At 74.1% G+C, this 12,394-nt stretch carries 13 protein-coding genes; 2 read left to right on the forward strand and 11 right to left on the reverse strand.

Annotation, left to right across the window (positions count from 1 at the left end; all coding sequences use genetic code 11):
- Positions 1–40 precede the first annotated feature (40 nt).
- Complete coding sequence (locus ACQUQD_RS19355; RefSeq protein ID WP_428953363.1) at positions 41–289, forward strand: hypothetical protein; 249 nt, start codon at positions 41–43, stop codon at positions 287–289.
- Here the strand turns inward: ACQUQD_RS19355 and ACQUQD_RS19360 are convergent.
- The 8 genes from ACQUQD_RS19360 to ACQUQD_RS19395 form a co-directional block, all read right to left on the reverse strand.
- Positions 252–1,463, reverse strand: coding sequence for a cytochrome P450 (locus ACQUQD_RS19360; protein WP_428953364.1), 1,212 nt, complete (start codon positions 1,461–1,463; stop codon positions 252–254). The genes ACQUQD_RS19355 and ACQUQD_RS19360 overlap by 38 nt on opposite strands.
- 19 nt (positions 1,464–1,482) lie before the next feature.
- Complete coding sequence (locus tag ACQUQD_RS19365; RefSeq protein WP_428953365.1) at positions 1,483–2,148, reverse strand: response regulator; 666 nt, start codon at positions 2,146–2,148, stop codon at positions 1,483–1,485.
- Positions 2,145–3,461 (reverse strand): sensor histidine kinase, encoded by a 1,317-nt coding sequence (locus ACQUQD_RS19370; RefSeq protein ID WP_428953366.1) that lies wholly within the window; start codon positions 3,459–3,461, stop codon positions 2,145–2,147. The genes ACQUQD_RS19365 and ACQUQD_RS19370 overlap by 4 nt, the downstream gene beginning before the upstream one ends.
- 86 nt (positions 3,462–3,547) lie before the next feature.
- Complete coding sequence (locus ACQUQD_RS19375; RefSeq protein WP_428953367.1) at positions 3,548–4,237, reverse strand: response regulator; 690 nt, start codon at positions 4,235–4,237, stop codon at positions 3,548–3,550.
- Complete coding sequence (locus ACQUQD_RS19380) at positions 4,237–5,574, reverse strand: sensor histidine kinase (protein WP_428953368.1); 1,338 nt, start codon at positions 5,572–5,574, stop codon at positions 4,237–4,239. The genes ACQUQD_RS19375 and ACQUQD_RS19380 overlap by 1 nt, the downstream gene beginning before the upstream one ends.
- Before the next feature lie 47 nt (positions 5,575–5,621).
- Positions 5,622–6,965 carry an acyltransferase family protein gene (locus tag ACQUQD_RS19385; protein ID WP_428953369.1) on the reverse strand — a complete coding sequence of 448 codons (1,344 nt, stop codon included), beginning with the start codon at positions 6,963–6,965 and terminating at the stop codon, positions 5,622–5,624.
- Positions 6,958–7,932: an alpha/beta hydrolase gene (locus ACQUQD_RS19390; protein ID WP_428953370.1), complete on the reverse strand. Its 975-nt coding sequence runs from the start codon at positions 7,930–7,932 to the stop codon at positions 6,958–6,960. The genes ACQUQD_RS19385 and ACQUQD_RS19390 overlap by 8 nt, the downstream gene beginning before the upstream one ends.
- A gap of 173 nt (positions 7,933–8,105) precedes the next feature.
- Positions 8,106–8,981 carry an alpha/beta hydrolase gene (locus tag ACQUQD_RS19395; protein WP_428953371.1) on the reverse strand — a complete coding sequence of 292 codons (876 nt, stop codon included), beginning with the start codon at positions 8,979–8,981 and terminating at the stop codon, positions 8,106–8,108.
- 171 nt (positions 8,982–9,152) lie between these two features.
- Here ACQUQD_RS19395 and ACQUQD_RS19400 point away from each other — a divergent pair, with 171 nt between their 5' ends.
- A complete protein-coding gene (locus ACQUQD_RS19400; protein ID WP_428953372.1) occupies positions 9,153–9,761 on the forward strand; it encodes a TetR/AcrR family transcriptional regulator in 609 nt (202 codons plus the stop codon).
- A 6-nt stretch (positions 9,762–9,767) separates the two neighbouring features.
- Here the strand turns inward: ACQUQD_RS19400 and ACQUQD_RS19405 are convergent, their stop codons facing one another.
- The 3 genes from ACQUQD_RS19405 to ACQUQD_RS19415 form a co-directional block, all read right to left on the reverse strand.
- The gene (locus tag ACQUQD_RS19405) at positions 9,768–10,976 is read right to left on the reverse strand and encodes a kynureninase (protein ID WP_428953373.1); all 1,209 of its coding nucleotides are present in this window, start codon (positions 10,974–10,976) and stop codon (positions 9,768–9,770) included.
- On the reverse strand, positions 10,969–11,793 hold the full coding sequence (locus tag ACQUQD_RS19410; protein ID WP_428953374.1) for a tryptophan 2,3-dioxygenase family protein: 825 nt from the start codon (positions 11,791–11,793) through the stop codon (positions 10,969–10,971). The genes ACQUQD_RS19405 and ACQUQD_RS19410 overlap by 8 nt, the downstream gene beginning before the upstream one ends.
- Before the next feature lie 146 nt (positions 11,794–11,939).
- Positions 11,940–12,353 (reverse strand): DUF3151 domain-containing protein, encoded by a 414-nt coding sequence (locus ACQUQD_RS19415; protein ID WP_428953375.1) that lies wholly within the window; start codon positions 12,351–12,353, stop codon positions 11,940–11,942.
- Positions 12,354–12,394 lie beyond the last annotated feature (41 nt).

The following is a 12,394-nucleotide window of genomic DNA, read 5'->3' on the forward strand; positions in this document are numbered from 1 at the left end:
GGCCGGAACCCCGGCGGGGCGTCGCGCGTCTGTGTCCGGCATGGGGCAACGAACACAGGCGGCGGCCGGCTGCCTCACCGCGATCGCCGGGTCCGGCGCCGGGCTCGCGGCGTGGGCCGCGTACGCGCAGGGGCGGTTCCATCCGTTCGAGCAGGGGCCGCGGTGGCGGGTGCTCTTCGTCGAGCTGCCGCTCTGTGTGGGCGGCGGAGCCGCCGCCGGGGTGCTGGTGTGGGCCCTTGTCCACCGGCTGCTCACAGCTCGACGGGCAGGCCCTCCAGACCGCGGATGACGAAGTTCGGCCTCCGGCGCGGCTCGGCCGCGAGCCGCAGGGTCGGGGCCTGGGTCAGCAACGCCCGCATGGAAGCGCCCAGTTCGATCCGGGCCAGGGGCGCGCCGATGCAGTAGTGGATGCCCGCGCTGAAGGAGATGTGGGGGTTGTCGGTGCGGGTCAGGTCGAGGCGCGCCGGGTCGGGGAAGACCGCCGGGTCGTGGTTGGCCGCGCCGAAGAGGAGGGCCACCTCGGAGCCGCGGGGGATGCCGACGCCCGCGACGTCGATGTCGTCCAGGACCCAGCGTTCGAAGAGCTGGAGCGGGGTGTCGTAGCGCATCAGCTCCTCGACGGCGCCGGGGACGAGCGCGTGGTCGGCGCGCAGGGCCGCCAGCTGGCCGGGGTGGCGGAACAGGGCCCACCAGCCGTTCACCGTGGAGTTGACCGTGGCCTCGTGACCGGCGTTGAGCAGCAGGACGCAGGTCGAGATCATCTCCTGCTCGGTGAGGCGGTCGCCCTCGTCGTGGGCGGCGATGAGGCCCGAGATCAGGTCGTCTCCGGGTGCCGTGCGCCGGACCCGTATCAACTCGCGTAGATACTCGGTGAATTCGGCCGAGGCGCGGACCGCGGCGCGGGCCGTCTCCTCCGGCGGGTTCAGCTCGTACATGCCGCAGATCGCCGCCGACCAGGGGCGCAGCAGCGGCCGGTCGGACTCGGGGATGCCCAGCATCTCGGCGATGACCGCGACCGGGAGCGGCTCGGCGACGTCGGTGAGCAGGTCGCCGCCGCCGTCCGCGACCAGGCCGGCCACCAGCTCACCGGCCAGCTTCTCGACGTACGGCACCAGTTGCTCGACCGTGCGCGGCGTGAACGCCTTCGAGACGAGGCGCCGGATGCGCGTGTGGTCCGGCGGCTCCAGGTCGAGCATGCCGTGGTCGTTGAGGGTGTGGAACGGCTCGTGCTCGGGCGGCGGCGCCGTGCGGCCGAAGTCCTCGTGCGTGTACCGGTGTTGATAGGTGCGGCCGAGGCGGCGGTCGCGCAGCAGCGCCGAGACGTCGGCGTGGTGCGGGATCAGGTACTGGCGGGTGGGCTCGAACCAGTGGACCCGGCCGGCCGCGCGCAGCGCCGCGTACGCGGGGTACGGGTCGGCGACGAAGGCCGGGGACCAGGGGTCGAACGGGGCGGTGGCGTCCATGGAGGGACGTTAGTGCCGGTCAGCCCGGTGTGACCAGACGTGCCTCGTACGCGAAGACGGCCGCCTGGGTGCGGTCGCGCAGGCCCAGCTTCACCAGGACGCGGCTGACATGCGTCTTGATCGTCGACTCGGCGACGACGAGCCGCTCGGCGATCTCCGCGTTCGACAGGCCCTGCGCGATCAGCACCAGCACCTCCGTCTCGCGGTCGGTCAGCTCCCCGTACGCGTCCGGGTTCTGCACCGCGGGCAGCTTCGGCGTCTCGGACAGCTTCGAGAACTCGGTGATCAGACGGCGGGTGACCGACGGCGCGAGCAGCGCCTCCCCGCTCGCCACCACCCGTACGCCGTCGGCGAGTTGGCGGGCCGAGGCGTCCTTGAGGAGGAAGCCGGACGCGCCCGCGCGCAGCGCCTGGTACACGTACTCGTCGAGGTCGAACGTGGTCAGCACGAGGACCTTCGCGCCCTCGTCGGCCGCCACGATCTCGCGGGTCGCCTCGATGCCGTTCAGCTCCGGCATGCGGATGTCCATGAGGACCACGTCGGGGCGGAGCTCGCGGACCTTGGCGACCGCCTCGACCCCGTTGACCGCCTCGCCGACGACCTCGAAGTCCGGCATCGCGTTCAGCAGGACCGAGAAGCCCTCGCGCACCATCATCTGGTCGTCGGCGATCAGCACCCTGATCATGCGTCGTCCTCCGTGCGGGACGCGGCCACCGGGAGGAACACCGCGACCTCGTAGCCGCCGTCGGCCGTCTCGCCCGCCGTCATCTCGCCGCTGAGCATGGAGACGCGCTCGCGCATGCCGGTGATGCCGTGGCCGGAGCCGGGGCTGGTCTTGGCCAGGCTGTCGGGCCGGCCGTTGACGATGCGCAGGCCGAGCCCGCCGAGTACGTACGACACCTCGACCGCGGCCTCGGCGCCGGGCGCGTGGCGCAGCGTGTTGCTGAGCGCCTCCTGCACGATCCGGTACGCCGACAGCTCGACGCCGGACGGCAGTTCACGGACCGCGCCGGTGACGGTCTTGCTGACGGTCAGGCCCGCGTCCCGCACGTTCTCCAGGAGCCTGTCGAGGTCGGCGAGCGTGGGCTGCGGGGCGTCCGGCGCCTCGTAGTCCTCCGCGCGTACGACGCCGAGGACGCGGCGCAGTTCGGTGAGCGCCGCCACCGCGTTCTCCCGGATCGTGACGAACGCCTGCTCCAGCTCGGGCGGCGGGTTCTCGACGCGGTAGGGCGCCGCCTCCGCCTGGATCGCCACGACCGACATGTGGTGGGCGACGACGTCGTGCAGCTCGCGGGCGATGGTGGTGCGCTCCTCCAGGAGGGTGCGCTTGTCACGTTCGACGGCGGTGACGGTGCGCTCCTCGGCGACCTGGCGCTTCGCGCTGCTGCTGACCTGGACCATGCAGACGAGGGCGAGGACGACGCCGGAGAACACTGCCATCGGGAAGGCGTCGCTGCCGTACCAGCCGCCGAAGACCTCACCGGCGAAGAGCGCGTACACCCCGCTGATGACCCACATCCACGCCGCCGTACGCGGCCGGGTGCGGGCGGCGACGACCGCCATCACGGCGGTGTGCCCCACGATGCTGCCGACCGTCCACGGGGAGAGTTCGGCGGAGCTCGCCATGACAAGAAGCGGGGCGGCCGCGAGCGAGAGCCACCAGGCGAGGATCGGCCGGATCAGGGTGAGCGCGACGGGCGCCGCCGCTGTCAGCCCGGATATCGGGGAGAGGAACTCGTCGTTGAGGGCCCCCGCGCCGACGACCATGGTGACCAGGGCCAGACCCAGCACACCGAGGTGCGGCAGGATGTCCAGTTCCCTGCGCATCCGGGCCGGGAACAGCTGGGCCAGCGGCCTGTCCGTGGACGACTTCGGCAGCGGGCGGTACGCCAGCACGTCCCGGAACAGATCCGCGCGCAGTCCCCGCAGCATCGTCTGCAAGAGGCTGAACTCGGGGCTGCGTTCCCGGGGAGCCGTGGTGGTGGTCGTCTCGCTCATGGCACGACCGTACGGCCCCCGGACCGGCCGGGTCGTCCCCAGGGAGACGGGTTCCAGGGGTCCGACCTGAGTACTACTCGCCCCCGCTACGGCGCCGCCCCGGGCCGCACGAGCCCCGACTCGTACGCGAACACCGCCGCCTGCGTGCGGTCGCGCAGCCCCAGCTTCACCAGGATCCGCCCCACATGCGTCTTCACGGTCTGCTCGGCGACCACCAGCTTCCCGGCGATCTCCGCGTTCGACCGGCCCTGCGCGATCAGGACGAGGACCTCCGTCTCGCGGTCGGTCAGCTCGGCCGGCTTCGGTCCCGTCGGGCCCGCGCCCGCGCCGCCCGGGCCGTCCGTCAGGCGCGCGTACTCGGCGATCAGGCGGCGCGTCACCGTGGGCGCGAGGAGCGCCTCGCCGGACGCCACCACCCTTACCGCGTCGGCCAGCTGGTCCGCGGAGGCGTCCTTGAGGAGGAACCCGGAGGCGCCCGCGCGCAGCGCCTCGTACACGTACTCGTCGAGGTCGAAGGTGGTCAGGACGAGGACCCGCACGGTCGCGTCGGACGCCGTGACCCGTCGCGTCGCCTCGATGCCGCTCAGCTCCGGCATGCGGATGTCCATCAGGACCACGTCGGGGGCCAGCTCGGCGATCTTGGCGAGGGCGTCGAGGCCGTCGACCGCCTGCCCGACGACCTCGATGTCCGGCTGGGTGTTCAGCAGGACCGTGAAGCCCTGGCGGACCATCATCTGGTCGTCGGCGATCAGGACTCTGATCGGCGCGGTCACCATCAACTGCCTCCTTCGGGGGGAGCGGGGAGAGCGGGGAGAAAGGCGCGGATCTCATAGCCGCCGGTCTCCGGGACCGGTCCTGCCTGCAGCGTGCCGCCCAGCATCGCGGCCCGCTCCCGCATGCCGAGCAGGCCGTGGCCCGCGCCCGGCGAGTCCGGCACCGGGCCCTGCGGCGCCGTGTTCGTGACGCGGACCCGCACGCCGTCAGGGCCGTGGTCGATGCCGACCTCGACCGTCGCCCCGGGGGCGTGCCGCAGGGCGTTGCTCAGCGCCTCCTGCACGATCCGGTACGCCGACAGCTCGACGCCGGGCGGCAGGGCCCGCCGCTCGCCGGTCTCCAGGGTGGTGACGGTGAGCCCGGCGGCGCGGGTGCCCGCGACGAGGGTGTCGAGGCGGTCGAGGGTGGGCTGCGGCAGCTGCGGCGCGGCGGCGGTGCCCGGGTCCGTCTCGTCGGCGGGGTCCTCGGCCGGGTCGGCGCGCAGCACGCCGAGGACGCGGCGCAGTTCGGTGAGCGCCTCCAGGGCGCTGCGCCTGATCCCCTCCAGGTTCTCCTTCAGCTCGTCCGGCGGGTCCTTGACCAGGTGCGGGGCGACCTGCGCCTGGATGGAGATGACGGACATGTGGTGGGCGACCACGTCGTGCAGTTCGCGGGCGATGCGGCTGCGCTCCTCCAGGACCGTGCGCCGGGCCCGCTCCTCCGCGGTGATCTCCTCCTGGGCGACGAGCCGGGTGCGGGTCTCGCTGAGGCCGCGCACCATCATGCCGAGGACGGCGACGACCACGAACGCGGTCGCCGCGCTCGCGGTCGTCGAGGAGTAGGCGGCGACGCCCGAGACCGTGCGCTGCATCAGCGGTCCTGCCGCCACGCTCAGGCCGGCCGCGACGACGACGGCCCGGGTCGGCACGCGCAGCGCCAGGAGCAGCAGCACCGTGGCGTGCGCGACGAGCGAGGGGCCCGCCCAGGGCCACGGTGTGTCGGGGTCGGCGGCCGATGTGGCCAGCCACGGCTTGGTGAGCTGGGCGACGACCACCATGTCGAGCAGCGACAACCAGAACGCGGGGACCGGCCGCCACAGCGCGAGCACCATCGCCGCGCCCTGCACCAGCGCGAAGAGCACGCCGAACGCGATGCCCCGGTTGTAGCGGACGCCGATCTGGTCGATGTTCGACAGCGTCGCGCCGAGTGCGATCCAGAAAACCAGCAGGTGGGGGGCCCAGCGCAGCCATCGCGGTCGGGGCAGGGGCGGGAGCGGCGTCGGGGCGAGGGTCCACAGGTCGCGGCGCAGCCGCCGCGCGAGGGTGCGCAGCGCGGCACCGAAGTCCTCCCCGTCGCTCACGGCGCCCAGCCTAGGCGCGGCCGTGATCTTGTGCGGCCGCTTCCGCCTCATCGGCCGGCCGCCGTCGTCGTCGGGATCCGGCTGCTCGCCGTGGCGAAGACCGTTTCGTTGCCGAGTGCGGCATACGTCGTGGCTGGTCGCGCAGTTCCCCGCGCCCCTGAAGGCATGCGGCTTCGCCGCGCCTTCCCCGATGAGACGGCGCACGAAGTGCGCATCTCAGGGGCGCGGGGAACTGCGCGAGAAGCCCCGCCGGGCCGCGCCCGCCCACGAGACCGCGACCCGGCACCCTCGTACACCCGGAACGCCGCGCAGCACACCGCGAGGCCGAGCGCGAACACCGGCAACCAAGCTGCCCGCGCCGCGACCCAGGTCGGCGAGTCGGGGCTGGTGTGCAGGCCGGGCAGGCGGCCGGCCAGGAGGCCCGTCGAGGTGACCGCCATCAGCGCTGTCTGGTGCCAGAGGAAGATCGTCATCGCGGAGAGATTGGCCAGGGCCACCGCCGCCCAGGCCGCGGGCCGCCGCATCCAGCGCCGCAGCGGATCGAGCAGCAGCAGGGCCAGGCCGCACTGGGCGAGGCCGAAGGCGACCGCGGCGAGCGTGGGCGGGTTGAGGTTCGAGACCGCCGCGCCGGGCACGCCGACCATCGACGCCGGGTACCCGGCGAAGAGGACCAGGCCGGCCGTCGCCGCCGCGCCGCCGAGCAGCAGCACCCAGCCCGAGCGCCGGGTCACCTCGCCCCGCGTCCAGGCCGCGCCGAGCGTGTACGGCACGAGCCAGCCCGCCGCCACGTTGACCCAGCCGAGCCAGGCGGGGCCGCCGAGCCCGAACCGTATGAGGTCGACGTGCAGGACGACGGCGACCGGCCACAGCGGGTTGAGCCGGGCCACCAGCGGGGTCGCCGCTGTCAGGCCCGCGAAGACCAGCAGGAACCACATCGGGGACAGCGCCAGTTTCCCCAGGGTGTGGAGGGTGGGGAGGGGGACCCCGCCGAGGAGCATGCCGCCCGCCGCCACCGTCCACAGGCCCAGCACCGCCGCGACCGGCCGGAACAGGCGGCCGAGCCGGGCCCGCAGCCACTGCCCGTACGTGTCACCGCGCTCCCGCGCCGACGCGTAACTCTTCGTCGCGACATGGCCGCCCACCAGGAAGAAGACGGCGAGCGTCTGGAAGAGCCAGGAGATCGGGGCGAGCCAGGGCAGGTGCTGGAGCGGGCTCGCGGTGCGCAGGGTGCCGTCGCCGCGGGGCACGAGCGCCGTGACGAACCAGTGGCCGAGGACGACGCCGCAGATCGCGAGGGCGCGCAGCGCGTCGACCGCGCGGTCCCGGTGGGCCGGGGTCGCCGCGTCGATCCGGCGGGCCAGGGCCCGGACGGGGAGGGTGAGTTCAGCCATGGGAGACCTCCGTGACGTCGGCGTACCGGCCCAGGGCGATCCGGGCGAGGTTGGCGAGGGAAGGGGAGCCGGGTCTGAAGTAGTCGCTGTGTCCGCCGTCGCCCGCGGCGAAGACGTGCGCGCCGAACGAGCGGGAGACCGGGTCGGCGCCGAAGCCGAGCGCGCTGTCGAACAGGCCGAACAGGTCGGTGCGCACATGCGGCACGTCGGCGATCCAGTCGTCGCCGCCGCGGCCCGCCCAGACGGTGGCCGGGGTGCCGAGCCCGGCCGCGCTGTCCGCGCCGGTGCCCGGGCTGCCGATCAGCACCAGGTCGCAGACGCGCGCGGCGCCGCGGAACCGGGGCGCCGCGCGCCCGCACACCACGGACCCGTAGGAGTGGCACAGCAGCGACACCGTCGAGCCGGGCGCGATGTCCCGCAACTTGCCTATGAAACGCACCAGTTCGGGCGCGGCGTCCTCGGCGCGGCCCGTCGTCGCGACGGCCGCGCTGACCGTGCCCGGCGTCTCGTACCCGAGCCAGGCCACGACGGCGGCGCGGTCGCCGAGCCGGTCGTGCAGCGCGCGGGCGCCCGCGCGGAACCGGTCGTAGGTGTCGATCGAGGTGTCGGAGCCGGGAACGAGGACGGCGATCCGGTCCGCGTGCGTTAGATCGCCGAAGACCTCGGCGGCCCGGCCCGCGCCCCGGGCGTCGAACGTCAGGAACTCCCGCCCCGTGGACGCCATGCCGCGCAGCGCGCGGGCCCGGTGGCGGTCACCGTGCGCCGCCGCCGTCTCGGCGGCCCGCGCGGCCGTCGCCCGGTTCTTCCGGTACGCCGTGCCCAGCGTCGCCGCCGTTACCGGGCCCAGGTGCGCGGGCGCGGGGGCGGGCACCGCGGGGTGCGCGGCAGCGGAGACCGGCACGACGACCGCGCCCGTCACCAGCGCCGCGAGCAGCGCGCGACGCACCCTTCCCGACCGGATCCCCATGAGCCGCTCCCTTCCAGTTGTCTTCTCTGGAAAGGAAGTTATTGATCACAGGGCGTAGTCGGCATCACACCACGGAGCCAACTGCGCGCGTAGCTCCCCGGTATCACTCCCTCATCCCCGGGTAGGGGGTGCGACCGCCTCCGGGCGGACGACGGGGGTGCGAAAGCGGGCTCTCACCAGGCGAGTTGGGCGATCTCCTCCGCCACCACCGCGCACGCGTCCGCCGCCGGGTCGATCAGCGGGAAGTGGCCGACCTCCTCCAGGAACGTGACGCCGACGACCTCGCCGGCCTTGGCCGCCGCGTCGGCGTACGCCTCGGCGACGGCGAAGGGCACCGTCGTGTCGGTACGCCCCTGGACGAGCGTCGTCGCGATGCCGGTGGGCAGCAGCTCCGCCGGATCGGCCCACGGCCGCCGCGTGTCGAACGACTCCCCTTCGCCGCCGAGGAGCTGGGCGCTCGCCCCGCCGCACACGCCGAGCTCCTGCGCGAGGGCGAGGTCCGCGATGGGGGCCAGCGCCACGACGCCGCGCAGCGCGGGCGCGGCCGGGGTGTACCAGGGCGCGTCCGCGGGCAGCACGTGCCGGGCCGCGGCCCACAGCGCGAGGTGGCCGCCCGCCGAGTGCCCGGTGACCACGGTGCGCCGCGCGTCCGCCGTCGGCAGATGCTCCGCGACCAGGGCGGGCAGCGCGTCGAGCGCGGCCGCCACGTCGTCGAAGGTCTCCGGCCAGCGCCCGGCGACCGGCCCGTCGGCGCCCTGGTGCGGCAGGGAACTGCCGCGCCGGTACTCGACGTTGGCGACGGCGAAGCCGCGCCGGGCGAGGAAGCCGGCGAACGGGCTCAGATGCTCCCGGTCGTACGGCGCCCGCCACGCGCCGCCGTGCAGAACCACGACCAGCGGAGCCGCGGTCGAACCGTCCCGGGGCGCGTAGAAGTCGACGACCTGATCCGGGTGATCGCCGTACGCGACGGTGACGTCCGGCGGGACAGCGGGGTGCGAGAAGGCCGACGCCTCCTCCGCCTCGTCGCGCGCGGCGGCTTCGTCCGGCATGCTCCAACCTCTCGACGTCGCAATGGAATTGCGCGACCCCATGGTGAATCGGTGAACCAGCGGGGAATCAGCAGGGATCAGCAGGTAAGCGGACGCTACCAGGCCGATGACGTGCGCCGACACGTACAGTGACCGAATAAACGGTCCTGCCGTGCCGTTACCCTGGCTGTCATGACCAGCGAACCCGAACCCGGCACGCTCCGTCCCGGCGGCCGTACGGCCCGTGTCCGCGCCGCGGTGCTCGACGCCGCGGGCGACGTGCTGGCCGAGCAGGGCTTCGACCGCCTCGACCTGGCGGATGTCGCGCGCCGCGCGGACGTCGGCAAGACCACGGTGTACCGGCGCTGGGGCTCGCCCACCGGCCTGGTCGCCGATCTCCTCGCGCAGATGGCGCAGGAGTCGCTGCCCCGCTCGGCGACCGGCTCGCTGCGCGGCGACCTGACGGCCAACGCGCAGTTGGTGCGCCGGACGCTGGCGGACGCGCGCCAGGGCCCGCTGTTCCGCGCGGTGATCGCGGCGGCGACCTGCGACGCGCGCACGGCCGAGGCGCTGCGCCGGTTCTACGAGGTGCGGGTCGCCGAGTGGGCGCCGGCCGTCGAGGAGGCCGTCGCCCGGGGCGAGGCTCCGGCCGGCACGGACGCCCCGGAGGTCGTCCGCGCCGTCTCGGCGCCGCTCTACTACCGCCTGCTGACGACCGGGGCCGCGCCCACCGAGGCGGACGCGGCCCGGGCCGTGGAGGCCGCGCTCGCGGCGGTCGCGGCGGGCGCCTACGTCAGCTGAGACCGGTCAGCCGAGCGTGTCCGCGAGGACCCGCGCCGCCCGCTCCACCTCGGCGAACCCCAGGTAGAGCGGTGTGAAGCCGAACCGCAGCACGTCGGGCGCCCGGAAGTCGCCGACGACACCGGCCGCGATCAGCCGCTCCATCACCGCACCGGCGTCCGCGCAGCGCAGCGCCACCTGGCTGCCCCGCTCCGCGTGCGCGGCCGGGGTGACGACCTCGACCCGCCCCTCGGGCACGTACGCCGCGACGCACTCCAGGAAGAAGTCCGTCAGGGCGAGGGACTTGGCGCGGACCGCCGCGACGGAGACGTCCGGCCGCGACCACACCGCGAGCGCCGCTTCCAGGGCCAGCATCGACAGGATGTCCGGCGTCCCGACCCGGCCGCGCACCGCCCCGTCGGCGGGCTCGTACGCGGGGCGCATCCCGAACGGCTCGGCGTGCGAGTTCCAGCCCGGCAGCGGGGAGTCGAAGGCGTCCTGGTGCTCACCGCGCACGTACAGGTACGCGGGCGAACCCGGGCCCCCGTTCAGGAACTTGTACGTGCAGCCGACCGCGAGGTCCACCCCGTGCTCGTCGAGGCCGACCGGCAGCGCGCCCGCGCTGTGGCACAGGTCCCAGACGCCGACGGCGCCCGCCGCGCGGACCGCCGCCGTCAGACCCGGCAGGTCGTGCAGCCGGCCGGAGCGGTAGTCGACGTGGTTCAACAGCACCGCCGCCGTACGGGAGTTCAGCGCGCCCGGCACCTCGTCCGGGGCGACGGCCCGCACCGAGCAGCCGGTCAGCCGCGCGGCGGACGCGGCGATGTACCCGTCCGTCGGGAACGTCGCGGCGTCGACGAGGATCTCGTCCCGGCCCGCCTCGGGTCCCCCCGCCAGCCGCACCGCGCCGACCAGCGCCTTGAACACGTTGACGCTGGTGGAGTCGCCGACCACGATCCGGCCGGGCGCCGCGCCGACCAGCGGGGCGATCAGGTCACCGATCCGCTCGGGCGCCGTCCACCAGCCGGACTCGGTCCAGGAGCGGATGCGCAGCCGGCCCCACTCGCGCCGCACCACGTCGTCGAGCCGTCCGGGGACGTTCGCGGGCAGCGCGCCCAGCGAGTTCCCGTCCAGGTAGACCACGTCGTCCAGGACGAAGTCGCCTCGCACATCAGCCAGTTGATCGTCGGCGTCGAGCTTCCGCGCCCGCTCGGACAGGTCAGAAGCGTCAGACATGGGACCTCGCCGTCCACAGCTCGGGGAACACGTTCTTCTGCGCGCGCTTCTCCAGCCACGCCACCCCGGCGGAGCCGCCGGTACCGGTCTTGGCGCCCATGGCGCGCCGCGTGGCCACCAGGTGGTCGTTGCGCCAGCGCCACACCAGCTCGGCCACGTCCGTCAGCGCCTCGCCGAGCCGGGCCAGCTCGGCGCTCTCGTCCCCGGCGTACAGGGCCGTCCAGGCGGCCTCCACCTCCGGCGAGGGCTCGTAGCGCTGCGACACGTCCCGGTCGAGGACGGCGCGCGGCACGTGGTGGCCGCGCCGCGCGAGGAGCCGCAGCACCTCGTCGTACAGGCTGGGCTCGTGCAGCGCCTTCTCCAGCTCGGCGTGGACACGGGGCGCGCCGCGGTGCGGCACCAGCATCGACGCGGACTTCTCGCCGAGCAGGAACTCCATGCGCCGGTACATCGCCGACTGGAATCCGGAGCCCTCGCCGAGGGCCGACCGGTAGGAGTTGAACTGGGCCGGGGTGAGCTGCGCCAGCGGACGCCACGAGGCGTTCAGCGCGTCCAGCTCGCGCACGGACCGCTTGAGCGCGGCCACCGCGGCCGGCACGTCGTCGTCGGCGAGAGCCCGGGCCGCGGTCTCCCACTCGTGGACGATGACGGTGAACCACAGCTCCATCACCTGGGTCGTCACCAGGAAGACCATCTCGCCGGGATCGTCCGAGCGCAGGTGCTGAAGGTGGGTGAGGACATCGGCCTGGACGTAGTCCTCGTAAGGCGTGGTGCCCGCGAAGTCGAGATGCGGTGTTGCTTCCGCGTCGTGGGACATCGCTGTCTCCTGTTGCGTACTCCGGGTAGCGGTCCGCCCTGCCGTTACCGGCACGGGGCCCCGGTCCCCGCCTCGCATCCTTCACAATCGTCCCCCGAAACGGCAAGGCCCGCCTGATCACAGGCGGGCCTCACGGGTGCGGGCGACTAGCCGAGCGTCTGCGCGGCGGCCGGCGAGGAGTCCTTCAGGAACTGCGAGCAGCGCTCGTACTCCTCCTGCTCGCCGATGGCTCCGGCGGCCCGGGCCAGGGCGTGCAGGGCGCGCAGGAAGCCGCGGTTCGGCTCGTGCTCCCACGGCACGGGCCCGTGGCCCTTCCAGCCGCTGCGGCGCAGGGCGTCCAGGCCCCGGTGGTACCCGGTGCGGGCGTACGCGTACGACTCGACGACGCTGCCCCGCTCGTACGCGGCGTCGGCGAGCTGCGCCCAGGCGAGCGAGGAGGTCGGGTACTTCGCGGCGACATCGGCGGGGGCCGTGCCGTTCGCGAGCAGCTCGCGCGGCTCCGGGTCGTCGGGCAGGTGGGTCGGGGGCGGTCCCCCGAGGAGGTTCTCGTGAAGGCTCATGGGTTCCAGTCTGCGCCATCCGGGTGGCTGCGCTCCACGGC

The organism is Streptomyces sp. cg35, from assembly GCF_050410835.1.
GTDB lineage: Bacteria > Actinomycetota > Actinomycetes > Streptomycetales > Streptomycetaceae > Streptomyces.